Annotated in this window: 18 protein-coding genes and 2 pseudogenes; 9 read left to right on the top strand and 11 right to left on the bottom strand. The window is 70.0% G+C overall.

Features of this window, described 5'->3' with window-relative positions:
- The first annotated feature begins 151 nt into the window (after positions 1-151).
- The 3 genes from ACWD4J_RS14135 to ACWD4J_RS14145 are packed head-to-tail and all read left to right on the top strand — an operon-like array spanning position 152 to position 3,348.
- A complete protein-coding gene (locus tag ACWD4J_RS14135) occupies positions 152-1,537 on the top strand; it encodes a cytochrome P450 (protein WP_451395621.1) in 1,386 nt (461 codons plus the stop codon).
- 54 nt (positions 1,538-1,591) lie between these two features.
- Positions 1,592-2,851 (top strand): cytochrome P450, encoded by a 1,260-nt coding sequence (locus ACWD4J_RS14140; RefSeq protein WP_451395622.1) that lies wholly within the window; start codon positions 1,592-1,594, stop codon positions 2,849-2,851.
- Positions 2,848-3,348 (top strand): hypothetical protein, encoded by a 501-nt coding sequence (locus tag ACWD4J_RS14145; protein ID WP_451395623.1) that lies wholly within the window; start codon positions 2,848-2,850, stop codon positions 3,346-3,348. The genes ACWD4J_RS14140 and ACWD4J_RS14145 overlap by 4 nt, the downstream gene beginning before the upstream one ends.
- Positions 3,349-3,494: 146 nt before the next feature.
- On the opposite strand, the gene ACWD4J_RS14150 is transcribed toward ACWD4J_RS14145, so the two are convergent.
- The 6 genes and pseudogenes from ACWD4J_RS14150 to ACWD4J_RS14175 form a co-directional block, all read right to left on the bottom strand.
- Positions 3,495-3,662, bottom strand: coding sequence for a cytochrome P450 (locus ACWD4J_RS14150; RefSeq protein ID WP_451395624.1), 168 nt, complete (start codon positions 3,660-3,662; stop codon positions 3,495-3,497).
- A gap of 38 nt (positions 3,663-3,700) precedes the next feature.
- A pseudogene (locus ACWD4J_RS14155) lies at positions 3,701-3,886 on the bottom strand (cytochrome P450); the annotation flags it as partial.
- A gap of 213 nt (positions 3,887-4,099) precedes the next feature.
- Positions 4,100-5,278 carry a flavodoxin-dependent (E)-4-hydroxy-3-methylbut-2-enyl-diphosphate synthase gene (gene ispG / locus ACWD4J_RS14160; protein WP_451395625.1) on the bottom strand — a complete coding sequence of 393 codons (1,179 nt, stop codon included), beginning with the start codon at positions 5,276-5,278 and terminating at the stop codon, positions 4,100-4,102.
- The gene (locus ACWD4J_RS14165; RefSeq protein WP_451395758.1) at positions 5,275-7,092 is read right to left on the bottom strand and encodes a 1-deoxy-D-xylulose-5-phosphate synthase; all 1,818 of its coding nucleotides are present in this window, start codon (positions 7,090-7,092) and stop codon (positions 5,275-5,277) included. Before ACWD4J_RS14165 ends, ispG begins: the two co-directional genes overlap by 4 nt.
- 11 nt (positions 7,093-7,103) lie before the next feature.
- Entirely contained in the window at positions 7,104-8,396 is a 1,293-nt protein-coding gene (gene ispH / locus ACWD4J_RS14170) for a 4-hydroxy-3-methylbut-2-enyl diphosphate reductase (RefSeq protein ID WP_451395626.1), read from the bottom strand.
- Positions 8,397-8,439: 43 nt separating this feature from the next.
- A complete protein-coding gene (locus tag ACWD4J_RS14175) occupies positions 8,440-9,501 on the bottom strand; it encodes a polyprenyl synthetase family protein (protein ID WP_451395627.1) in 1,062 nt (353 codons plus the stop codon).
- 275 nt (positions 9,502-9,776) lie between these two features.
- On the opposite strand from ACWD4J_RS14175, the gene ACWD4J_RS14180 reads away from it, so the two are divergent.
- Positions 9,777-9,908 carry a hypothetical protein gene (locus tag ACWD4J_RS14180; protein ID WP_451395628.1) on the top strand — a complete coding sequence of 44 codons (132 nt, stop codon included), beginning with the start codon at positions 9,777-9,779 and terminating at the stop codon, positions 9,906-9,908.
- A 203-nt stretch (positions 9,909-10,111) separates the two neighbouring features.
- Here the strand turns inward: ACWD4J_RS14180 and ACWD4J_RS14185 are convergent, their stop codons facing one another.
- Positions 10,112-11,185 (bottom strand): NAD(P)-dependent alcohol dehydrogenase, encoded by a 1,074-nt coding sequence (locus ACWD4J_RS14185; protein ID WP_451395759.1) that lies wholly within the window; start codon positions 11,183-11,185, stop codon positions 10,112-10,114.
- A 54-nt stretch (positions 11,186-11,239) separates the two neighbouring features.
- A pseudogene (locus ACWD4J_RS14190) lies at positions 11,240-12,682 on the bottom strand (DUF4334 domain-containing protein); the annotation flags it as partial.
- A 296-nt stretch (positions 12,683-12,978) separates the two neighbouring features.
- Here ACWD4J_RS14190 and ACWD4J_RS14195 point away from each other — a divergent pair.
- Genes ACWD4J_RS14195 through ACWD4J_RS14205 form a run of 3 tightly spaced genes read left to right on the top strand, consistent with a single transcriptional unit; the run spans position 12,979 to position 16,680 of the window.
- Positions 12,979-14,514, top strand: coding sequence for a prenyltransferase/squalene oxidase repeat-containing protein (locus ACWD4J_RS14195; protein WP_451395629.1), 1,536 nt, complete (start codon positions 12,979-12,981; stop codon positions 14,512-14,514).
- A gap of 1 nt (position 14,515) precedes the next feature.
- Complete coding sequence (locus ACWD4J_RS14200; RefSeq protein ID WP_451395630.1) at positions 14,516-15,880, top strand: cytochrome P450; 1,365 nt, start codon at positions 14,516-14,518, stop codon at positions 15,878-15,880.
- 32 nt (positions 15,881-15,912) lie between these two features.
- Entirely contained in the window at positions 15,913-16,680 is a 768-nt protein-coding gene (locus ACWD4J_RS14205; RefSeq protein WP_451395631.1) for an SDR family NAD(P)-dependent oxidoreductase, read from the top strand.
- Positions 16,681-16,716: 36 nt separating this feature from the next.
- Here the strand turns inward: ACWD4J_RS14205 and ACWD4J_RS14210 are convergent, their stop codons facing one another.
- The 3 genes from ACWD4J_RS14210 to ACWD4J_RS14220 all read right to left on the bottom strand — a co-directional run bounded on the left by ACWD4J_RS14210 (position 16,717) and on the right by ACWD4J_RS14220 (position 19,862).
- Positions 16,717-16,965: a cytochrome P450 gene (locus ACWD4J_RS14210; protein WP_451395632.1), complete on the bottom strand. Its 249-nt coding sequence runs from the start codon at positions 16,963-16,965 to the stop codon at positions 16,717-16,719.
- Positions 16,966-17,071: 106 nt separating this feature from the next.
- On the bottom strand, positions 17,072-17,911 hold the full coding sequence (locus ACWD4J_RS14215) for a LuxR C-terminal-related transcriptional regulator (protein WP_451395633.1): 840 nt from the start codon (positions 17,909-17,911) through the stop codon (positions 17,072-17,074).
- A 310-nt stretch (positions 17,912-18,221) separates the two neighbouring features.
- The gene (locus ACWD4J_RS14220) at positions 18,222-19,862 is read right to left on the bottom strand and encodes an AMP-binding protein (RefSeq protein WP_451395634.1); all 1,641 of its coding nucleotides are present in this window, start codon (positions 19,860-19,862) and stop codon (positions 18,222-18,224) included.
- Positions 19,863-20,165: 303 nt separating this feature from the next.
- Between ACWD4J_RS14220 and ACWD4J_RS14225 the strand changes: the two genes are divergently transcribed.
- Positions 20,166-21,326, top strand: coding sequence for an acyl-CoA dehydrogenase family protein (locus ACWD4J_RS14225; RefSeq protein WP_451395635.1), 1,161 nt, complete (start codon positions 20,166-20,168; stop codon positions 21,324-21,326).
- Between the two features lie 25 nt (positions 21,327-21,351).
- Positions 21,352-22,893 (top strand): succinic semialdehyde dehydrogenase, encoded by a 1,542-nt coding sequence (locus ACWD4J_RS14230; RefSeq protein WP_451395636.1) that lies wholly within the window; start codon positions 21,352-21,354, stop codon positions 22,891-22,893.
- The last annotated feature ends 23 nt before the right edge of the window (positions 22,894-22,916 follow it).

The raw sequence follows: 22,916 nt of genomic DNA on the forward strand, positions 1-22,916 counted from the left end.
CCCGGCACGGCCTCGATCCCGCGCTGGTCAGGCTTCGTGCTGGACGCGCTGACGGCCGCCGACATGGACCCGTACGTCGCACACCGGGAGTCCCGGTCCGGTGGCGCGGCAGATCCGGGCCTTCCTGGGCGCCCGATAGGAGGCCGAAAGGATGAACCGCTCTCACGAGACCATGGAACACGAAGAGATGCGCCAGCCCGTGCCCGTTCCGAACGCCCCCGGTCGCCTCCCCGTGCTCGGGCATCTCCTCCAGCTCGGCCGCAGGCCCCTCGACTTCTTCCAGAGCCTGCGGTCCCAGGGCCCCGTGGTCCGTATCGGCTTCGGGCCGAAAGCGGCGTACGTCGTCAACGACCCCGACCTCATCCGGCGGGTCTTCGTCAACGACGCAGCCGACTACGACAAGGGGGTCTTCTGGGAGAAGGTCCGGGAGTTCGTCGGCGACGGGCTGGCCAGCGTGAGCAGCGGTGAATTCCATCTGCAGCAGCGCCGGATGATGCAACCGGCCTTCCACCGCCGGCAGATCGCCCGCTACGCCGAGATCATGAGCGACTGTCTGACAGAGCTGGCCGAGTCCTGGCAGCCCGGACAAGTAATCTCCATGGACGACGAGATGCAGTCGGCGGCCCTCACCCTCGTCGCCCGGACCTTCTTCTCCTCGCACCTCGGCCGGGAGGCGAGCCGCGCGCTCGAAGAGTCCTTTCCGACCGTCCAGGACGGCATCGTCAAGCGCACTCTGGCCCCGCTGGGGGTGATGGAGAAGCTGCCGACACCGGCGAACCGGCGGTTCACCCGGGCGATGGAGAACATCTGGGGGAGCTGCGAGCGCGCGGTCGACGACTACCGGGCCACCGGCGCCGACGGTGGTGACCTGATGTCCATGCTGATCCAGGCGCACGATCCGGACACCGGCGAGTCCATGAGCGACGAACTGATCCGGGACCAGGTGATCACGATCGCGCTCTCCGGCCGGGACACCACCGCGAACGCGCTGGCCTGGGCGTTGTACCAGCTGAGCCGGCGGCCCGACGTGGCCGACCGTATCGCCGCCGAGGTCAAGGAGGTGGTCGGTGACCGGCCCGCGGGCTTCGAGGACCTGATGGCGCTCGACTACACCAACCGCGTGGCCAAGGAGGTGTTCCGTCTCTACGCGTTCTGGCTGCTCATCCGGAGCACGGTGCGGGACGTGACTCTCGGCGGGGTGCCCATACCGGCGAACACCCAGGTGCTGATCAGCCCGATCGCCATGCACCGGGACCCGTCGATCTATGAGGACCCGCTGCGGCTCGACCCCGACCGCTGGCTGCCGGGCCGGGCCGAGAAGATCCCCCGCAACGCTTACTTCGCCTTCGGCGCGGGCAACCGCCAGTGCATCGGCGACCGCTACGCCTGGACCGCGGTCATGCTCGGCCTGGCCGCGATCGCACCCCGCTGGGAGCTGCGGCCGGTTCCGGGGCACGAGATCACCGAGGTGGCGAAGGTCTCCGTGACGCCGAATGCGCTTCCGCTGAGGGTGGTTGCCCGATCCAAGTCCGGCTGACAACCGACTTCCCGTGAACGCAAGACCGATCTGCTCGGAGAGGTGATGTGACACATGGCCGGTCAGACAGCCGGGGACACGCAGGACAGCGCACCGGTCGACGCCTTGCATCGGTTGCTGGAGCCGGAGAACCGCAGGAATCCGTATCCGTTCCTGGAATGGCTGCGCACAAATGATCCGGTGCACCGGACGACGAGCGGTACCTACCTTCTCAGCCGCCATGCCGATGTTTCCCGTGTGCTGCAGGAAAGCGGCACAGTGTTCCTCAGCCCGGACCGTTCCATGCTGGAAGCCCGTTACCCCGATGCTCTCCGGCACCGCTCGGTGAGGATCTTCGCCGGCAGCATCGCGCTGACGAATCCTCCGGAGCACACCAGGCTGAGGAAGGCGCTCAGTCGCGATTTCACCGCTCGCCGGGTCGAAGGGCTTCGGCCCCGCATCGCCCAGATCTGCGATCGCCTGCTCGATGCCGTTGCCGAGCCCTTGCTGGACGGCGAAACGGTCGATCTGCACCGCACCGTGGCGGAGCCCTTGTCGGTGGCGACGATCGCGGATCTCCTCGGAATACCGGAGGGCGACCGGACATGGCTGTCCTCACTCGTCGAGGGCGTACTGAGCGCCCATCCGGAGGCCCCCGCCGAGGTGCTCGACGTCGCGGACAAGCACAGCGCCGAGATGGAGGACTACCTCGCCGGGCTGATCGCAGAGCGACGCAGGAATCCTCAAGACGACCTGGTCACGGCACTGGCCAGGAAGGCGGGCGCCGGGACGGACGAGCTCGAGGAGAGCGAACTCGTCCCCATGATCTGGGCGTTGTGGTGCGCGGGTTTCAAGACCTCGGCCGCCGGCATCGGCAACGGTGTGCTGGCGATGCTGGAGAACCCGGAACAGCTCACCTGGCTCCGCGGCGATGACGGCGATATCACCGCTTTCGTCAATGAGACGCTGCGGTACGACCCGCCGACCACGATCACCCCGTTCCTCCGCTTCGCGACCCGTGACGTCGAGTTCTCGGGCGGAACCATTCCGGCGGGCTCCAGCGTCCGGCTGCTGCTCGGCGCCGCGAACCGCGATCCCGATGTGTTCCCCGACCCCGACCGATTCGACCCCGCCCGCGAGACCAGGTCGTCACTGGCGTTCTCCGGCGGTATTCATTTCTGCGTCGGCGCCGCACTGGCCCGTACCGAACTGGGCATCAGCCTGCCCCGGATCCACGCCCGGTTCCCGCGACTGGCCGTCGCCTCGGAGCCGACCTGGTCGGACGCCGTCTTCCACCACATGGTCCGCGAACTGCCCGTGGTGATGAACGGATGAGCGCGACGGAAACGGAAGGCGAGTCGCTCGTCGTCGACACCGAGGTGCCGGTTCCGGCGCCGGTCTCGGCGATATGGGATTTCCTTACGCGGTCCGACGGCCGCGGAATGCGCGACATCATCCAGGGCTCCGACGGGCTGGAGAAGGAGAGCGCCGACATCACCGAAGTCGGCTACCGGTTCACGGAGTTCTTCACCGATCCCGACACTCACGACCGAGTGCCCTGCACCTGGCGGACGGTCACGAAGTCCCCCTCGGAGTGGTACCTGGTCGCCGAGGACTTCCTCCATCACGGGCTGATCATTCACCTGAACTACTCCGTTTCCGGCCCCGGCGACGATGTCCGCCTCCGGCGACGCATGCGGACCTGGGTACCCTCGGGCACGGAGCTGACCGTGGCGTGGCGGACCCGGCTGGGCGACCAGAAGCTGGCCGACGGAGTCGCCCAGCAGATCGCGGCACGCATAGCTCAACAGCCCGAACATCGGGCCGACTGACGCCCGTTGCTGGCTGATCGAAGCCCGCTGTGGCGGTGGCCGGGACGACCGGCCACCGCCACACTGCTGTGCTCCGAGGGCGGGTCCACTCCTCCAGACCGGCGTTGCGTCCGGACGGAACGGCTCAGCCCCAGGTCACAGGAAGTTCATGGACTCCGCGGAGGTTGAGGTTGTCCAGCCAGCGCAGTTGCTCCACGGGAATGCCCCGGGGACAGGCCGGGCAGCAGGCGCAGCAGGGACGAGACGGCCACATCGGCCTCCATCTTCGCCAGCTGGGCGCCAAGGCAGTAGTGAACGCCGTGCCCGAAGGCCATATGGCGGCCGGCCTCGTGCCTGCGGGGGGGGCGAAGCGGTCGGGCTCGGTGAACACCTCGCCATCACGCGCCGCCGAGGTGATCGCCAGCAGCAGGGCGTCGCCATGTGAGATCTTCTCTCCGCCGATTTCCATGTCCTCCGTGGCGAAACGCCGGACGCCGACGGGTACCGGGCACTCGTACCGGAGATCTCCTCCTGCGTCAGTCGTTCGTCGACGTCCCACGCCGCGACCAGGGCGGACAGAAGGTCGGGCCCGGGTTCGCGTTCCTTTCGCCGAGTCAGTTCGCCCACATAGCTGGACACCCTGACAATCGCCTCTTCTGCGGCCTTCCTGTCGCCGGAGTTCGGCAGGAACACCTTGTTGACCACGCCCCTGGCCCCGGCCGCGTCGCTGCGCTCGGCGGCTGGTCGCCCACGGCCGGTTGTGTCCAGGCCGTCACGTCACCACCGTGACCACCGGGCTGTTGCCCGTCGTCCCGGTTTCTCCGTCGCTGGTGCCCATCCGCTCGGCGAGGCGCAGGGCTTCGTCGATGAGGGTCTCGACGATCTTCGATTCGGTGACGGTTCTGACGACCTGGCCCTTGACGAAGATCTGGCCCTTGCCGTTGCCGGAGGCCACGCCGAGGTCGGCTTCGCGGGCTTCGCCCGGTCCGTTGACGACGCAGCCCATGACGGCGACGCGAAGTGGCACGGGCAGGCCTTCGAGTCCGGCGGTGACCTCTTCGGCGAGCTTGTAGACGTCGACCTGGGCCCGGCCGCAGGAGGGGCAGGAGACGATCTCGAGTCTGCGCGGCCTGAGGTTGAGGGACTGCAGGATCTGGATTCCCACCTTGACCTCCTCCACCGGTGGCGCCGAGAGGGAGACGCGAATGGTGTCCCCGATTCCCTGGCGGAGCAAGGCGCCGAAGGCGACGGCGGACTTGACGGTGCCCTGGAAGGCGGGCCCGGCTTCGGTGACGCCGAGGTGGAGCGGGTAGTCGCACTGGGCGGCCAGCAGTTCGTAGGCGCGGACCATCACGACGGGGTCGTGGTGCTTCACGGAGATCTTCAGGTCGTGGAAGTCGTGTTCGGCGAAGAGTGATGCCTCCCACAGGGCGGACTCGGCCAGTGCCTCGGGTGTCGCCTTGCCGTGCTTCTTCAGCAGCCTGGGGTCCAGCGAGCCGGCGTTGACGCCGATCCGGATCGGTGTGCCGTGGTCGCGTGCTGCCTGGGCGATCTCCTTGACCTTGTCGTCGAACTTCTTGATGTTGCCGGGGTTGACGCGGACGGCGGCGCAGCCGGCCTCGATCGCGGCGAAGACGTACTTCGGCTGGAAGTGGATGTCCGCGATCACCGGGATCTTGGACTTGCGGGCGATCGACGGCAGGGCGTCGGCGTCGTCCTGCGAGGGGCAGGCGACTCGGACGATGTCGCAGCCGGCGGCGGTGAGTTCGGCGATCTGCTGCAGGGTGGCGTTGACGTCGGCGGTGACCGTGGTCGTCATGGACTGCACCGACACGGGGTGCTCGCTGCCCACGCCGACCGCACCGACCGTCAACTGACGAGTGGCACGCCGCGGCGCCAGCACGTGCGGCGCGGGATCGGGCATGCCGAGCAGCACGGTGGGTGCGCTCATCGGCCCACCACCTCCTCACCGTAGGGGCGTTCGGTCTCCGCGGGCGGGACCGGCCGGTGCGGCCCGTCGAGGCTCCGGACGAGCTGCTGGGCCAGTGCTTCGGGATGGAGTCCTTGTTCGGCGAGGACGTCCTGCCGCTTTCCCGCAGCCAGGAACTGCGGTGCGATGCCGAAGGTACGTACCCGGGTGGCGATCTCGTGGTCGCGCAGCAGCTCCGCCACGGCCGAGCCGACGCCTCCGGCGACGTTGCCGTCCTCGACGACGGCCACGAGACGGTGGACGCGTGCCATCGGCAGCAGCGCGGTATCGACCGGTACGACCCACCGGGGATCCACCACCGTGACGCTGATGCCGTGCCGCGCCAGCAGATCCGCGGTCGCCAGGCAGGCGGGAGCCATCGCGCCCACCGACACGAGCAGGATGTCCCGGCCCGGCGCCTGTCGCAGTACGTCGAGCCCGCCGATCCGGTCCACGGCGGGCACGTCCGGGCCGACCGGGCCCTTGGGGAAGCGCACCAGCGTCGGGCCGACGTCCACCTCCACCGCCTCGGCCAGTTCCCGGCGCAGGGTGGCCGCGTCGCGTGGCGCCGCGATCCGGACACCGGGCAGGAGCCGGAACAGGGACAGGTCCCACATGCCGTGGTGGCTCGGGCCGTCCTCCCCTGTGACACCGGCACGGTCCAGGACGAAGGTCACCGGCAGACGGTGCAGGGCCACGTCCATCAACGCCTGGTCGAACGCGCGATTGAGGAAGGTGGAGTAGACGGCGACCACGGGGTGCAGTCCCGTCATCGCCATACCGGCCGCCGAGGTGACCGCATGCTGCTCGGCCATCCCCACATCGACGACGCGGTGCGGATACCGCTGCGCCATCGGGTACAGGCCTGCCGGACGCAGCATCGCTGCGGTGATCCCCACCAGATCGTCCCGTCGGCCGGCCAGATCCAGCAGCTCCGAGCCGAACACATCGGTCCACGACGCCGTGCCGCCCACGGTGGGCCGCCCGGTGGCCGGATCCACCACGCCGACGGCGTGAAAACGATCCGCCTCGTCCGTCTCGGCCGGTCGATAGCCGCGCCCCTTTTCGGTCACGCAGTGCACCACCACCGGCCTCCGGCGGTCGCGTGCCTGCGTGAACGCCGCCTCAAGCGCCTCCAGGTCGTGCCCGTCGACCGGCCCGATGTAGTCCAGGCCGACTTCCTCGAACAATGAGCGGGCGCCGGGGTCGGATCTCAGCCGGGCGAGGTGTGCGGCGAAGCCCCCGACCGTCGGTGCGTACGAACGGCCGTTGTCGTTGGCCACGACCACCAGCCGCTGGTCGCCCGCCGCCCCGATGTTGTTCAGGGCCTCCCAGCACATGCCACCGGTCAGCGCACCGTCTCCGACGACGGCGACGGCCGTACGGTCGTGCTCACCCCTCAGCCGGAACGCCTTCGCCATGCCGTCCGCGTAGGAAAGAGCCGTCGAGGCATGCGAGTTCTCGACGAAGTCGTGCTCGGACTCCACGCGACTGGGATAGCCCGACAGACCCCCGGCCTGACGGAGCCGGGCGAATGCCTCCGCGCGGCCCGTCAGCAATTTGTGCACGTACGCCTGGTGGCCGGTGTCCCACAGGATCGGATCCCGCGGTGAGTCGAAGACCCGGTGCAGTGCGATGGTCAGCTCGACCACGCCCAGATTCGGGCCGAGGTGCCCGCCCGTTCGGCACACGCGGTCCACCAGGTAGCGCCGAATCTGCGCGGCCAGCCCGGTCAGCTTCGCCATGTCGAGGAGCCGAAGGTCACGCGGGCTGCGGACCGACGACGACACGTCCATGTCGACTGCCATCACCGCACCTCCTTGGGCAGATTGAAGCGGATCGTTTCTTCGATGACGGTCCGTTCGGCGACCGTCACCGGTCCCAGGCCCCGCAGGGCGTCGATGACCGCGTCGACCAGCGGCGGTGGGGCCGATGCCCCGGCCGTCACCCCCACCGTCCGGCAGCCGGCCAGCCACTCCAGTTCGATGTCGGACGGGCTGTCGATCAGGTGGGCCCGGCGCCCCGCCCGCTGCGCGGTCTCCACCAGCCGCACCGAGTTCGACGAGTTCGCCGAACCCACCACCAGCACCAGATCGACGTCCACGGCGACCGCCTGCAACGCCTCCTGACGGTTCGTGGTCGCGTAGCAGATGTCGTCCGACGCAGGACCGTCCAGGTGCGGGAACCGTTCGCGCAGCGCACCGACCGTCCGGGCCGCCTCGTCCACCGCCAGCGTGGTCTGCATCAGATAGGACACCGGGCCGTCCACGTCCAGCCGCTCCACGTCCTCGACGCTCTCCACCAGAACGGTACGGTCCGGGGCCTCGCCGAGGGTGCCCTCGCTCTCCTCGTGGCCGGCGTGTCCGATCAGCACGATGGTGTCACCGCGCTCGGCGAACCTGCGGGCCTCGGTGTGCACCTTCGTCACCAGCGGGCAGGTTCCGTCGATCACCCGCAACCCCCGCGCCTCCGACGCCTGCCGGACCGCCGGTGCGACACCGTGCGCCGAGAACACCACCGTGGCCCCTTCCGGAACCTCGGTCACCTCCTCGACGAACACCGCGCCACGCGACTCCAACTCGCTTACCACGTGCACGTTGTGGACGATCTGCTTGCGCACGTACACCGGGCTGCCCCACTGTTCCAGGGCCCGCTCGACGATCTCGATGGCCCGCTCCACCCCGGCACAGAACGACCGGGGCCCGGCCAGCAGCACCTGCCGCCCGCCCACCGCCCGCTCCCACACCGCACGGACGTCATCGACGGCACGCCGGCGCGCCTCCGCTCCGTCGTCCTGCCCGGCCCCGATCTCGGCTAGCAGAGCGACCGGCCGGTCGGCCGCCGACCGGACCAAGGCCGCGGTGGCGGGGTCGACTCGTACCTCGGCCGCGTCGGTCGTTCCGGCGGTGGCCATGGCCGCCAAGCGGGTGCGCAGGCCGCGTCGTTCCAGTGCCGAGGCGAGGAGAGGGGCCGCGGTGAACCGGTGCACCCATCCGAAGCCGTCACGGATTTCCGTTGCGACGGCAAATTCCCCTGACTCCTGGTCATCGCCGGCGGTATCGGTGCGCCCTGCGCACACGATGACGTTCCTCGGGTTCATCACCAACTCCTCGCTGCCGATCCGGGGACACACGGGCGGGCGCTCATACGAGGACGTCGAGAGCGTCGGCCGGGCCCGGCCGGGTGGCAGCCGCGCCACCCGCGGCCAGCAGTGTCCGGTACCGCGGGTCGACCCGCCGCTCCAGCACGCTCGCCACGTACCGCCCTGGGAGAGCGGCGAGTTGGGACCGCGCCGGCGAAGCGGGAAGGGCCTCCATCGCGCTGTCGGCCGCTCGCAGGTACTGCTCGATCAGCTCCATGGCAGTCGGTACGCCGTACTGCCGGGCGCAGGAGTACGCCTCGCTGACCCGCGCGGTGGTCATGTCGGCGCTGAGCAGGGCACGCAGCCGGCCGGGCTGCTCCCGCATCGCGGCGAGTACGCACACCGTGTAGACGCCGTTGGCCAGGTCGTGTTCGACGGGCTTGTTCCACAACTGCTCGGTCGAGACCACGTCCATCAGATCGTCGACCAGCTGGAAAAGCATGCCCAACGACTCGCCGAAGCTCGCGAGCGCCTCGACCTGGTCGTCCGGCAGGCCACCGCACAGGCCCCCCAGCTTGCAGGAGGCCCGCATGACCGCCGCCGTCTTGCCGTTCACCGCGAGCAGGTACTCGTCGACAGTGACGTCGGTGCGGTAGCGGTTGGCGGTCTCGCGCGCCTGGCCCGTGCACATGTCGGCGTACGCCTCCACACAGGTGTCGGCAGCGACCGCCGAGACCGCCGAGGCGAGCCGCGCTCCGGCGGCGAACAGGTAGTCACCACCGAGGACGGCGGCCTCAGACCCCCTGCTCGCGTGCAGGGTACTGATGCCGCCACGGCTGTCCGCATCGTCCATGAGGTCGTCGTGGACCAGCGAACTGAGATGGATCAGTTCCACCGCCGCCGCGCAGGAGACCGCCATTGCCATATCCGCCGACGTGCCGCAGCCGGCCGCCGCGAAGACCAGAGCGGGACGGAGGCGTTTGCCGGCTCTGCTGAGCAAGGGGCGCAGACCGGAGTCCAGCCAGGGTTCGGGGCAGCGGCCTGCCACCGCGATCGCCGTCTCGAGCCGTTCGGGCAGAGTCCCGTCCGGCAGCGTCAGTCCGAGTCGTGCTGGATTCAGCATGGTTATCTCATCTCGTCGACGTCACGCGCTGACCACGACTACCCGGAAGTGACCCTGCGCGCCCCTCTGGGGGTTTCCTCATGGCCGATGGATTCGGTCTCTCCCGAATCGCCGTGCTGTTGGTCGACATCCGGGCCCTGCCCCAGGGGGGCACTCGGCTGCCGGCATGTCGTTCCCGCGCGGGACTTGCACCGCGCGCCGGGCGGGATCCGGTGGCCGTTGTCGCTGCTACGGCCGCCGGTCGGTCCGGTCGGGGAGTTGTACGGTCGGGGGCCTTGAAGCTGGTGGTGCAGGTCAAGCCGCTGCCGACGCTCGTGCGGCGGCGGTACTTGAGGCGATCCGGCGCGCGCAACGGGGTGGCGGGCCTGGGGCCTGCGGCCTGGGGGCGCAGGCTGCCCGGCAAGTGATCAAGAAGAGCTGCGACGCGTACACCGCACGGTTCATCGCGCACACCTGCGCCGAACGCGGCAGCATCGACAGGCGAACGGGGTCTCCCAGGCCTTCTTCGCGTACCGGTCCTGCCGATTCGTCGATCAGGCAGACCGGATCAGCTCCCGCACCCTTCGCGCCCGCGCGTGGCAGTTGTGGCGATGCGGGGCCGAGTCGACCTCTACGGGATGAGAACGGGCTTGATGACCCGGCCCGCCAGCATGTCCTGCTCGGCCTCGTTGATCCTGCTCAGCGGATAGGTCTTGACCAGCCGGTCGAAGGGGAATCGTTCCTGCTGCCAGAGGGCGATCAGCTGCGGGATGAAGTCCTGCGGCACCACGTCGCCCTCGACGATGCCCATCAGCGTCTTGCCGGTGCCCAGCGCCAGGGCGTCGAGCTCCAGCAGACCGTTCTGCAGGCCGACCAGACCCATGGTCCCGGTGGTCCGCAGCGCCGCGATCCCGGCGGAGATCACCGCCGGGACGCCGGTGGTGTCCACGCCGAACTGGACGCCGCCGCCGGCCGCCTTCTGGATCTGCTCGGTCAGGTCCGCCACGTCGCCGCGTACGGTGTCGGTGGCGCCGAGCTCGCGTGCCAGTGAAAGCCTCCGGTCGTTGAGGTCGACCGCGATGATCTGGGCGGCACCGGCCACCCGGGCCGCCATCACCGCGGAGAGGCCGACCGAACCGACGCCCAGCACCACGATGCTCGACCCCGCCGAGACCCGCAGTGCGCGCAGCACCGCGCCCGCGCCGGTCTGGATGCCGCATCCCAGCGGCCCGAGCTTCTCCAGCGGTAGCGCGGGGTCCACGACCACCGCGTTGCGGGCGGTCGCAATGGCGTGGGTGGCGAAGGAGGACTGGCCGAACCAGCGGGCCGCTACCTGCCTTCCCTCGCTGTCGCGGACCGTGGTGGAGCCGTCCAGACGGCGCCCGAGGAGGTTGCGGGGCGTGAAGGTCTCGCAGCAGGACGGGTGGCTGCCGCGGCAGTTGGCGCACTCGCCGCAGGAGTCGAAGGAGAGCACCACGTGGTCGCCGGGCTTGATGCCCGACACTCCCTGTCCGACGGCCTCCACTACGCCCGCGCCCTCGTGTCCGAGCACCATCGGCAGCATCGACGCGTACATCTCGGAGCGGGCCATCAGCTCCGAGTGGCACAGCCCCGTACCGGCTATCTTCACCCGTAGTTCGCCGGGGCCGGGCTCGGCCAGCTCGACCTCCTCGAGGGAGTACTCGCCTTTGCCGGAGCGGAGCACGGCCGCGGTCGCCGGGGTGCCGCCGCCGGTGGGGTCGGGGACGCGGGTGAGGTGGAAGTAGAAGTCCTCCGTCGCGCCCTTCTTGTCCATGAATCCCAGCATCACGTCGTCGGTGAGCCGGCGGAAGTGGTCCACGATCGGCAGCTGGTCGTAGACCATCCCCGCCGACACCCTGCCGCGGAAGACGACCTCACGGATCGTCGCGAGTCCCATGTCCTCGAAGGAGTAGACGGTTCCGTCCTCACGGGTGCACAGCAGGGGCTCCACGTGGTCCTCGCTCACGAACCGCTTCCCGTACCACCGCATCTGCTCCATCAGACCGGCGTTCTCCGTGCCCCTCTCGAACCAACCCCCCTTCCACGTTCCCTTGAGGAAGTCCGCGTCGACCGTCTCCAGCCTGTTGAAGACCCGTTCCAGGGTGGCGTTGTCGCACTCGCCGTCGGCGGCGATGATGTCCAGGATCTGCTGTTCGGCAACCATCTCTCGGGTTCTCCTCGCTGCGGGTTCCGGAGTGTCGGTGACGGGTCGGGTCACCGTGGTGCGTCGGGGGGAGAGGTCCGGCGACGGTGCCCGGACCGTGAGCGACTCGGTGCCCTCCTGCCGTGGGCGGACCGGGTCGAAGCGCTCGTACATGCGGGTGTGCCAGAGCAGTACGCGCTCCAGGGCCACGGCCGGACCGTACGCGGTCGCGGTGAGCGGGGCCAGTTCGAGTCGGCAGTCCTCGAAGCTCTCGGCGGAGGCGCGGCGCGCCTGGTCCTCGCTGAGGCCGATGGCCAGGGCGTCGACCTGTCCTTCGGACTGCTCGCGCCGGTGGCCGCGCAGGTCGTTGACGAGACGGATGGCCTTGGCGGCGTGGCGCAGCGCGCTGCGCAGGAGGGGGAGCCGTTGGGGCAGGTCGGGCTCGTCCATCAGTGCCCACATGGCGGCCAGTTGCTGCTCCACGCCGATGGACCAGGCGCCGTAGAGCAGATAGCTGTGGAGCCGGGGCAGTTCACCGCGGATGGCGGCCTCGGCCGCCTCCCTTTCGAGCCACATGCCGGTCAGGGTTTCGTGCATGCTGTCCCGCCAGAAGGCGAGCAGGTCGGGCCGCCCGGCGTGGTGCAGGTTCGCGCTGATCTCCGCCAGCGCGACCTCCATCGAGTCGTCGGAGGCGGCTGGGCCGCCCTCGATGATCCGACGCCAGTCGGTGACCCGGGCGGCGAGCCGGTCGGCGTCCGCGTCGGGATCGTCCAGCACGTTGTCCAACGCCATGAGCCACATGGTGAGTTGGGAGACCTGGTAGCAGGAGTTGGAGGGAAGCCAGGGGGCGAAGAACGCGGTCTGGAGGCACATCAGCGGCACGAGGGCCTGATCGACCGGCAGGTCGAGGTCCCGCACCCACGTGTCCAGACGTGTCATGTTCTGCATGGCAAAGGAGCAGTTGTCCGCGATGCGGAGGATCTCCTGTGGCGGATGGTCGGCGGCGGCGCCTGTCCAGCGCGGTGTTCCGGCCCTCATCCGGCCGCGCACTCGGCGCCGGAGGTGAGCACGTTCAGGGTGTCTTGTTCCGTACCCATGATGGTCTCCCTCATCTCAGGAGAATGGTGTATACCAATGAACAATCATGGGTAGGAGCGGCGGTAGTCAAGCCCCCGATGTGGAATCAGACCAGCAGTCAAGTGCCTTCGCCGCAAGTGCAATCGCGAAGACTGCGATGCTTTACCGGAATTTCACTTTTCACTGATCGTCTTTCGGCGCCATCCTACTGATCACCTTCAACCGGCAGCGTCGGCTGCGTTCGCGGAGAGGTAGTCATGACCTCAGGGATCGCAACAGCACTCACCTCCGAACGGATCAACAGGGCCGTGGCGCTTGCCACTTGGCAGGCCCTTTCCTCTCAGCAGAGCAACGGCTCCTGGGTCTCGGACCCGGATCCGCGGATCACCGAGACGGCACTGGCAGCCCTCTCTCTCACCCGAGCGGCACACCCCGACGCCCCCGTGGCGGCGGCAGCGGCCCTCGCCTGGCTGCGCGGTGCGGCGCCCCAGGAACACCACCCCGCAGCCCTGGCGGTCGAGACCGCTTTGCGGTCGCTGGCACTGGGCGAGGGGGGCAGCATCGATCTGCGCCATCCCTCTTTCGACGACCCCGCGCTCGCGGCACGGGCTCGCCTGCTCGAGGTGGTGGCGCTGCACACCGGCCGGGAGACCGCCGGCGGCGACCTGGCCAGACTGCGGAAGTCGCTGAGCGACGGCTGGTCGCACGGCGGCCGTCTCAAACGCTGGACCCGCGTGGAACTCTGGTCCGCCCATGCCCTGGTGGAGGCCCACTTCGGCAATCTGGAGCGGGCACAGGAGGCCGCCCGCCGCATCGCCGAAGAACAGTCACCGGCCGGCGACTTCTTCGCGAACCCCGTCAGCACCGCACTCGCCGCGCTGGCGCTGCAGGCGGGAGACCCCGAGGGCTCGGCGGCCCGGCGCTGCACCGAATACCTGCTCGGCAGTCAGTTCCCCGACGGCACCTGGCGCTTCACCTCCAGCGACGTCTGGGACACCACCCTGATGATGCGGGTCTTCCGCGGCGAGCCGGTCTTCGACCGCCATGCCCTGCCGCGTGCGGTGGACTTCCTGGTCGGGGTGCAGAATCCCGACGGCGGCTGGCCGTTCCGCTCCCATGTGGAGTCCGACAACGACACCACCAGCGCGGCCCTGATCGCGCTGCGGCACGCCTCCGCCCCGGCGGGGACGGTCTTCGGTGGTCTGCACCACCTGGCCGAGCAGCAATTGGCCGACGGCCTCTGGCGCACCTGGCAGTCCGCCGGGGACCCGCCCGTCGAGGACGTCGTCGCCCACGTGGTCAGTGCCCTGGACCTGCACTCCGACACCCATCTCATAGAACGGGACGAGGCTCGCAGCTGGCTTGAAGAAAGGTTTCGCCGTCACGGCCGCTGGAACGCCGCCTGGTATCACGGGCTCCCCTATGCCACCGCGGAGGTGCTGGCCGCGCTCGCTCCGGGGGGTGCCGATCCGCACGCCGCCACCCTGGCGCTGGCCGAGACCCAGAACCCGGACGGCGGCTGGCCCGCCGAGGCGGGCGAGGCCAGTTCCCCGGCCGCGACGGGTCTGGCGCTGGCCGCCCTGGAGGCCGGCGGTGTGCTGGACAAGGAGCGCTGGGCGGCCGGCCTCGATCACCTGATCGCCTTTCAGCGCCCCGACGGCAACTGGCCCGGGCAACCGCTGATGTACGGCCCCCGCCCGCTGCTCACCCACTACCAGACGCATACCCAGGCGTTCGCCGCCATGGGGCTCTTCGCCGGCCGGCGCTACCTCCGCACCCATGGGGAGATCTGAGATGAGCACCGCAATACCGGGTGTCATGCCCATGACTCCCGTGGCGCGCGGTCGCCGTCCCCTGACCGGCCACGGCCGACAACTCAACAGCGAAGCGCTGGAGTTCATGCGGCAGTTGCGTGAGTACGGCCCGATGGTGAAGATCTTCATCGGCCCGCGCCCGGTCCACGTGGTCAACTCACCCGAGCTCATCCGAGAGGTGCTCGCCGTCCAGGCCCGGGGGTTCGACAAGGGGGCGATGTTCGACACCCTGCGCAAGCCGCTCGGCAACGGGCTCACCACCTCCTCCGCGGACTTCCACCGCCGCCAGCGCAGGCTGATCCAGCCCGGCTTCCACCACGAGCGGATCGAGCGCTACACCGACATCATGTCCGAGCGGTCCACCGTCAGGACCGCCGCCTGGCAACCCGACACGGTGGTCGACCTGGTACCGGAGATCAACCGGCTCACCATGGACATCCTGCTGCGCACCCTCTTCGCCACCGGTCCCGGCCCCGAACTGCACGCCGCCGTCAAGGAGTGGCTCTCCGTCAAGTACCGGTCGATGAGTCTCGCCCTCTCGCCGCTCCAGGCCTGGGCGGAACGCATCCCCGTACTGCCGCGCTGGCGTCCGCCGGACGGCGGGCCGCTGGACCGGCTGCGCACCGCCCAGCAACGGATCATCGACGACTACCGGGCCGACGGCGGCGACAGGGGCGATCTGCTCTCGATGCTGCTGCTGGCGGACGGCCCGGACGGCTCCATGGACGACAGCGAGGTCGCCGACGAGCTGATCACCCTCTTCCTCAGCGGCACCGGTACGACCAGCGCCGCCATGGCCTTCGCGGTCCACGAGGTCTCCCGCCACCCCGAGGTCCAGGCCCGGCTGCAGGAGGAGGTGGACACCGTACTGGGCGAACGCCCACCCGGCTTCAAGGACCTGCGCTCTCTGTCGTACACCCGTCAGATCCTCACCGAGACCCTGCGCCTGCACCCGGTCTCCTGGCTCTCCATGCGCCGCACGATCCAGCCGCTCACCCTCGGCGGCACGGAACTGCCCGCCGGTACCGACGTCTTCTTCAGTCCCTACGCGCTGCACCGCGACGCCGAACTGTACGAGGACCCCGACCGCTTCGCCCCCGAGCGCTGGGCAGGCGACGCCGCCAAACCGGCGCGCGGCACCTATCTGCCCTTCGGGGCGGGCAACCGGCTCTGCGTCGGCGAGGAGTTCGCCTGGGCCGAACTCACCATCGCCCTGGCCTGCTTCGCGAGCCGCTGGAGCCTGGCACCCGCCGAAGGACAGCCGGTGCGGACCCTGGTCGGCACGGTGATCCGACCGGAACGGGTGCCCGTGACGCTGACGCCACGACGGGCCGGGCGGCCGTGAACGAGACCGACACGGAGGAGGAGACGCACAGGGTGGACGAGAAGACAGTGCGCGCACCCTTCGACGACCGGGTGGCCATGGTGACCGGCGCGGCTTCGGGCATCGGGGCGGCCTGCGCCCGACGGCTGGCCGCACAGGGCGCGCAGGTCCTGGTCACGGATCTGGACGTGGACGGGGCCGCACGGGTCGCCAAGGAGATCACCGCCTACGGCGGCCGGGCGCTGACACGGCGGCTGGACGTCACCGACCCCGAGGCGGTGGAGCGGGTGGTGACCGAGGCGGCGGGCCTCGCCGGCGGGCTGCGGGTCGCCGTCAACAGCGCGGGCATCAACGGCGCGCTGCTGCCGATCGGCGAGTTCCCGCTCGCAGAGTTCGACACCGTGCTCAAGGTCAACCTGTACGGGGTCTTCCACGCGATGCGGTACCAGATCCCGGCGATGGCCGCCGCGGGCGGCGGGGCGATCGTCAACCTGGCGTCGATCGCCGCCCACGCCGGGTTCCGCGGCCACGGGGCGTACGCCGCCGCCAAGCAGGGAGTCCTCGCGCTGACCCGCACCGCAGCCCGGGAGCACGCCGGCTCAGGTATCCGGGTGCTCTCGGTCTCGCCGGGCGTGGTGGACACCCCGATGGTGGCGGCACTCCCACCGGGCGCCACCGACGCCGTGCTCGATGCCGTCCCGCTGCGGCGGCCGGCGCGCCCGGAGGAGGTCGCCGAGCTGATCGCCTTCCTGGCCTCCGACGAGGCCGCGTACCTCACCGGCAGCGACCACGTCGTCGATGGGGGCTATCTCGCCAAGTGAGCGAGGGATGCCGGGCACGGCATGTGGGGGCACCCCTCAGTGGTGGCTGGGGGAGTGCCCCGCTCCATCGGAGCGATGTTCGGGGCCTCCCCGCCGCCTCTGGCCGTACGCCTCGACGAGGCGGGACCGCTCGCCGCCGCACTTCCCGGCGCCCGCGCCGAACGGAAAGAACGCGGTGCGCGGAACGGCCGCGGCCCGCTGGGGAAGCCAGCGGGCGGGGTCGAAACGGTTGGGGTCGAAACGGTCGGGGTCCGGACCGACGCCGGGGTGGAGGCGGATCTGCACGGGCTGCAGACCACCTCCACGTCATGGTCCTCCGGTCGGCTTGTCCACCAGGTGGCTGCCCCTCACCTTCTCGTGGAGACCTCGGCCGACGGACCACAGGCCGGGGTCATGCCTGGTCCTCCCCGATGCCGCCGGTGAGTCCCGCATCGTGGGCGATGAGGGCGGCGCGTACGCGGTTGCCGCATCCGAGCTTGGTGAGCAGGCGGCTGATGTGGGCCTTGACGCCTCCCTCGCTCAGATGAAGGGCCCGCCCGATCTCGTTGTTCGCCATGCCCTGCGCGACGAGCGCCAGTACGTCCTTCTCCCGCACCGTCAGACCGCCGATGAGTTCGCGGGCGCGCTCGACACGCTCGGTGTCTATCTGCGCCACCCGTTCCAGGACGCGTTTCGCGACCTCCGGGCCGAGCGCCGCCCCACCGGTGGCCACCACCCGCACTGCAGAAACGATTTCCTGCGGGTTGCCGCTCTTGAGCAGGCAACCGGCGACACCGGCCCGCAGCACCTGGTCGACATGCTTGCCGTCCAGTGACGAGGCGAGCACCACCACGGCGGTCGTGGGCGCCAGGCGGCGCAGGGCCCGGACGACCCGGGCCCCTTGGGCGCCGGCCATTTCGCCGTCGATCAGCAGCACTCCGAGCTGGTGACGCATGGCCAGCGTGACGGCCGCGCCCGCGTCGTCCGCTTCTCCGGCGACGCGGATGCCCTCGGCCTGCTCCAGCATCGCCCGGACGCCGCCCCGTACGAGGATCTCGTGATCGGCTATGCCGACCGCGACGGTCGTCGCATCGGGCTGCGCGCCGGTGCCGTCGTGTGGCGCCCCTGCGGATATCGCCGTTCGTACGCGAGCGGAGACGGATCTGTGCCGGACTTCTGCGACGGTGTTCGTTGTCTTCACGGTCGGGACCTGGCCGAACGGCCACTCGGTCACCAGCGGGGGCTGTGCCATGCCGACTCCTCTGACAAACGTACGGTTCGGCGGGCAGGCACCCCGGCGCCGGTGCCGGAACATGCCCGCGCGAGGCGGAGCTGCGATGCTGAACGAGTGCGGAGGGATGCTTCCATGTGCGGACGAATCATGATCGCACTGGCAACTCCCGTCAGATGTCGCCCAGGCTTCGCTTAGGGAAACGGACGGATCGGGCCGAGGGTTCGAAGGTGTACGCACGGCATCAGCTCGGACGCTGATGGTGAGGCCGGGCAGTCGGGCGATGCGGAGGTCCGCCCGCCCGGCGCACGGACAGGGATCCTCCGGGTGGCTAGAGAAGTCGGTTTCTGGTCAGCTTTCCTGTGCTGTTCCGGGGCAGCTCGTCGAGGAACACCACTTCTCTGGGCGCCTTGTGGCGGGCGAGGCGCGCCCTGACGTACGACCTCACCTCGTCCTCGTCCAGCGAGGCGCCGTCGACAGGGACGACGTACGCCTTCAGGCGCTGGCCGAACTCCGCGTCCGGCACACCGATCACCGCGGCCTCCCGTATCTCCGCGTGCTCCGCCAGGAGGTTCTCGATCTCGCCGGGGTACACGTTCTCGCCGCCGGAGAGGATCATGTCGTCCTCCCTGCCGTCGATGAACAGGCGGCCCTCGGCGTCGAGATGGCCCATGTCGCCGCAGCTCAGCATCGAGTCGATCATCTCGCGGGTCCGGCCGTCGGTGTAGCCCTTGAAGGCCAGGTCGCTGGCGACGAACACCCGGCCGGTCACGCCCGGTTCCGTGATCCGCTGCCCGTGCTCGTCGAGGATCGCGATCTGGGAGCCGACAGGCGGCCGGCCCACGGTTCCGGGAGCGGCCTTCCAGTCCTCGGGCAGGGCCACGGTCGCGACCGATATCTCGGTGGATCCGTACATGTTGTGGATCACGTCGCCGAACACCTCGGTGGCCCGGTTGCCCAGTTCAGGGGTGAGTGGCGCCCCGGCCACCAGGATGATCCTCAGCGACGAGGTGTCGTACGAGTCGAGGATCTTCCGGTCGAGGTCGAGGATCCGGTGGAGCAGCGTGGGCACCAGCACCAGTGCCGTGGCCCGGTACTTCTCGACCTGGCGCAGCGTCGCCTCGGCGTCGAACCGGCGGCGCACCACGCCGGCCGAGCCCAGCGACAGGGACATGAGGAACTGCGACAGCCCGGTGCCGTGGAAGAGAGGTGCCCCGATCACCGTGCACTCGCCCGCCCGTAGCGGTATCCGATCCAGCAACTGCGCGACCGCCAGCGGGTTTCCGACGGCGCGGGGAGCGGCCTTCGGCGTCCCGCTGGTACCGCTGGTCAGCAGGACCAGGGGGCCGGGGCTGGCGGGCGGGGGCAGAGGCCGGTCGTCCGCGTCCTTGATCAGCTGCTCCAGCGTCGGTACGGCAGATCCCTCCGGGGCGCGCTCGCCGTCCGTCCAGGCCAGGAACTGCCGCACCGTCTCCGGGAACGAGGCCGCGGCCACGGTCGCCGAGAACTCCTCGTCGTACACGATGGCGTCCACGCCTTCGCGTTCCGCGACCTCGGCCAACTGGGGTCCGGGGAACCCGGTGTTCATCGGCAGCATCCGGGCGCCCAGCTTGCCCGCGGCGACCATGGTCTCCACCGCTCCCCGGTGGTCCCTGGCCAACAGGGCGACCAACGAGTCCGGCCCGATGCCGCGTTCGGCCAGGGACCGCGCGAGGGCGTTCGTCCTTCTGTCGATCTGGCCGAACGTCAGCTCTCCCAGCTCGTCCACCAGGCACAGGGCGTCCCCGTCCTTCCGGGCCCCTGCCCACACGGGACCGGCGGCCAGCCCGAGCGTGCGGATCGCGCGCCCCGAGCGGACGAGCAGATCGGGCCGGCCGAGCCGGATCAGACCCGACCGGTGCAGGACTTTGAGGCTGCGCAGGACGACGCCTGCCCGTCCGGCCGGTCTCCGGTCATCGTTGCGGTACGACACAGACCCTCCACTTTCCTGGTCCGGCCCTCGGCGCGCTGGCGACGGCCTTCAGTCCATCTCTTTGTACGTACCTTTGGCCCACGTTCCGCTTCTCCACCCCCATCTCGCCGGTCATGCGGCCGGGTGCCGGTGTCCGAGGTGGCCGATGGATTCGCACCCTTGTTCCTTAAGTGGCTGATCGGCCACAGAGTGCCCCCTGGGGACCGTGATGCGCAATGGCTCCTCCTACGTTGAGCGGGCTGCGGCTGTCCGGGGCAGTGAGGCCCGGCAGCCGGCGAAGGCGGACGAGGGCGAAGGGGTGCGATGAACCACTTCCACGAGACACCGGAACAGCAGCGGCTGCGCAGTTCGGTCGCAGAGATGGCCGGCCGTTACGGGCTTGAGTACTTCGTCCGTAAGGCGAAGGCCGGCGAGGACACCACCGAGGTGTGGGAGGAGGCCGGCCGCGCGGGGTTCCTCGGCGTCAGTATCCCCAAGGAGTACGGCGGCGGCGGCGCCGGGATCTACGAACTGCAGATCGTTGCCGAGGAGTTCGCCGCCGGGGGAGTGCCGCTGCTGTTCCTCCCCGTCTCGGCGGCCATGTGCGCCACCTTCCTCGCGAAGGCGGGCACCGAGGAGCAGAAGAAGCGGTGGCTGCCGGGGTTCGCCGACGGCTCTGCGCGGATGACCTTCGGCGTCAGCGATCCGGCCGGCGGCTCCAATCTGCACCGCATCGCCGCCACCGCCCGGCGGGACGGCGGCGACTGGGTGCTGTCCGGCCGCAAGTCGCTGGTCTCCGCGGTCGATCTGTGCGACGCCATGATGGTGATCGCCCGCACCGAGGACGCCGCCACCGGCAAGCTGCGCCCGGCCCTGTTCATCGTGGACAGGGACGCGCCCGGCCTGTCGTACGAGAGGACGCCGATGGTCTTCACCGCGGCGACCGGGCAGTTCGACGTCACCATGGACGAGGTGCGGCTGCCCGACAGCGCGCTGGTCGGTGGGGACGGCTCCGCCCTGCGGATGCTGTTCGCCGGAGCGCTCAACCCCGAACGGATCACGTTCGCGGCCTGGAGCGCCGGGCTCGGCCGCTATGCCATCGACCGGGCCGCCCACCACGCCCGGGAGCGCCGCGTGTGGAACACCACCATCGGCGCACACCAGGGTCTCTCTCACCCGCTCGCCGTGGCCAAGATCAATCTCGAGTTGGCCAGGACCTTCGTGCAGAAGGCGGCCTGGCTGTACGACAACGGCCAGGACATCAGCGGAGAAGTGGCCAACATGGCCAAGTACGCCGCGGGGGAGGCCGCGATCAGGGCCGTCGACCAGGCGGTGCAGATCCACGGCGGCTACGGCCTGACCGAGGAGCACCTCGTCGGCATCCTCTACCCGATGGTCCGGGTGGCCCATCTCGCCCCGGTGAGCCGGGAGATGCTGCTCAACTTCGTCGCCGAGCACACCCTCGGCCTGGAGAAGTCGTACTGACAGCCGTACGAGATCGGGAGCCGAGATGCGCACCACGACGAACGTTCCCCTCGAACCGCTCCTCGCCTACGCGGTGGCGAGTGCTCCCCCCGTCAAGACCGTCTCGTCCCTGACCGGGGAGCCGCTCGTCGAACTCCCGCAGTCCACCGAGCACGACGTGGCCAACGCCTACGCCACCGCCGCCCGCGCCCAGGAGAGCTGGGCGGCCGTCACGGCGAAGGAACGCGCCGAGGTGGGCTTGCGCTTCCACGACCTGCTGCTGTCCCGGCAGAACGAGATCATCGACCTCATCCAGGTGGAGACCGGCAAGTCCCGCTGGCACGCCTTCCAGGAGGTCGCCGGCACCTCGATGAACGCCCGTTACTACGGGCTTCGGGCGCCGCGACTTCTCGCCCCCGCCCGGCGCTACGGCCTGCTGCCGTGGCTGACCCACGTGCTGGAGCTGCGCGCCCCCATCGGCGTCGTGGGCACCATCTCGCCCTGGAACTACCCGTTCGAACTGGGCCTGTCCGATGTGCTCCCGGCGCTGCTCGCAGGCAACGGCGTCGTGCACAAGCCGGACAACCAAGGTGCGCTCAGCGTGCTGTGGGGTGTCCGGCTGCTGCGTGAGTGCGGACTGCCCGACGGCGTCTACCAGGTGGTGCTCGGCGACGGGCCGACGGTCGGCGGAGCAGTCGTGGAGCGGGCCGGCCACATCTCCTTCACCGGGTCGTCGGAGGTCGGCAGGCTCGTCGCCGAGCGGGCCGGACGCCGGCTGATCGGCAGCTCCCTGGAACTCGGCGGCAAGAACCCCCTGTTGGTCCTCGACGACGCCGATCCGGTCAAGGCCGCCGCCGGTGCCGTACGCGACTGCTTCACCTCCGCCGGCCAGCTGTGCGGCTCCAGCGAGCGGATCTACGTCCACGACCGGGTGTACGACGCGTTCACCAGGGAGTTCCTGGACCGCATCCGCAGGATGCGGCTGGGCGTCGGCCTGGAGTACGGCCCCGACATGGGCTCGCTCGTCTCGCAGCGGCAGCTCGACACCGTGACCGAGCACCTCGAGGACGCGGTCGCCAAGGGCGCGCACGTCCTCGTCGGCGGCCGGCACCGGCCGGACATCGGCCCGTACTACTTCGAGCCGACCGTACTGACCGGGGTCACCCCGGAGATGACGTGCTTCGAAGAGGAGACCTTCGGCCCGGTCATCGCGCTGTACCGGTGCCGCACGGTGGAGGAGCAGATCGAACTCGCCAACACCAGCCGGTACGGCCTCAACGCCTGCGTATGGAGCGGCGACACCGCCCACGGCCAAGAGGTCGCCGCCCGGCTCGAGGCGGGCACCGTGAACGTCAACGAGATCTTCGGGGTGAGCTACGGCAGCGTCGACGCCCCCATGGGCGGCATGAAGGACTCCGGGGTCGGGCGCCGCCACGGGATCGAGGGCCTGCTGCGGTTCACCGAGGCCCAGACCATCGCCACCCAGCGCGGTGTCGCCCTCGAGCCGCCCCTGGGCCTCGGCCAGGAGACGCTGGCCCGCGGCTACACCACGGCGCTGCGCGCCTTCCGGCACGTACGCCGCCGGTAAGAACGCGCAGCAAGCCGCACGCC

Source organism: Streptomyces sp. NPDC002577, from assembly GCF_053594815.1.

Excerpts from the sequence above, each read along its gene's own strand:
- ispH (WP_451395626.1), bottom strand. The coding sequence starts at position 8,396 with ATGAACCCGAGGAACGTCATCGTGTGCGCAGGGCGCACCGATACCGCC.
- ACWD4J_RS14230 (WP_451395636.1), top strand. The coding sequence starts at position 21,352 with ATGCGCACCACGACGAACGTTCCCCTCGAACCGCTCCTCGCCTACGCG.
- ACWD4J_RS14165 (WP_451395758.1), bottom strand. The coding sequence starts at position 7,092 with ATGGACGTGTCGTCGTCGGTCCGCAGCCCGCGTGACCTTCGGCTCCTC.
- ACWD4J_RS14200 (WP_451395630.1), top strand. The coding sequence starts at position 14,516 with ATGAGCACCGCAATACCGGGTGTCATGCCCATGACTCCCGTGGCGCGC.
- ACWD4J_RS14135 (WP_451395621.1), top strand. The coding sequence starts at position 152 with ATGAACCGCTCTCACGAGACCATGGAACACGAAGAGATGCGCCAGCCC.
- ispG (WP_451395625.1), bottom strand. The coding sequence starts at position 5,278 with ATGAGCGCACCCACCGTGCTGCTCGGCATGCCCGATCCCGCGCCGCAC.
- ACWD4J_RS14175 (WP_451395627.1), bottom strand. The coding sequence starts at position 9,501 with ATGCTGAATCCAGCACGACTCGGACTGACGCTGCCGGACGGGACTCTG.
- ACWD4J_RS14195 (WP_451395629.1), top strand. The coding sequence starts at position 12,979 with ATGACCTCAGGGATCGCAACAGCACTCACCTCCGAACGGATCAACAGG.
- ACWD4J_RS14140 (WP_451395622.1), top strand. The coding sequence starts at position 1,592 with ATGGCCGGTCAGACAGCCGGGGACACGCAGGACAGCGCACCGGTCGAC.
- ACWD4J_RS14150 (WP_451395624.1), bottom strand. The coding sequence starts at position 3,662 with ATGGCCTTCGGGCACGGCGTTCACTACTGCCTTGGCGCCCAGCTGGCG.
- ACWD4J_RS14145 (WP_451395623.1), top strand. The coding sequence starts at position 2,848 with ATGAGCGCGACGGAAACGGAAGGCGAGTCGCTCGTCGTCGACACCGAG.
- ACWD4J_RS14225 (WP_451395635.1), top strand. The coding sequence starts at position 20,166 with ATGAACCACTTCCACGAGACACCGGAACAGCAGCGGCTGCGCAGTTCG.
- ACWD4J_RS14215 (WP_451395633.1), bottom strand. The coding sequence starts at position 17,911 with ATGGCACAGCCCCCGCTGGTGACCGAGTGGCCGTTCGGCCAGGTCCCG.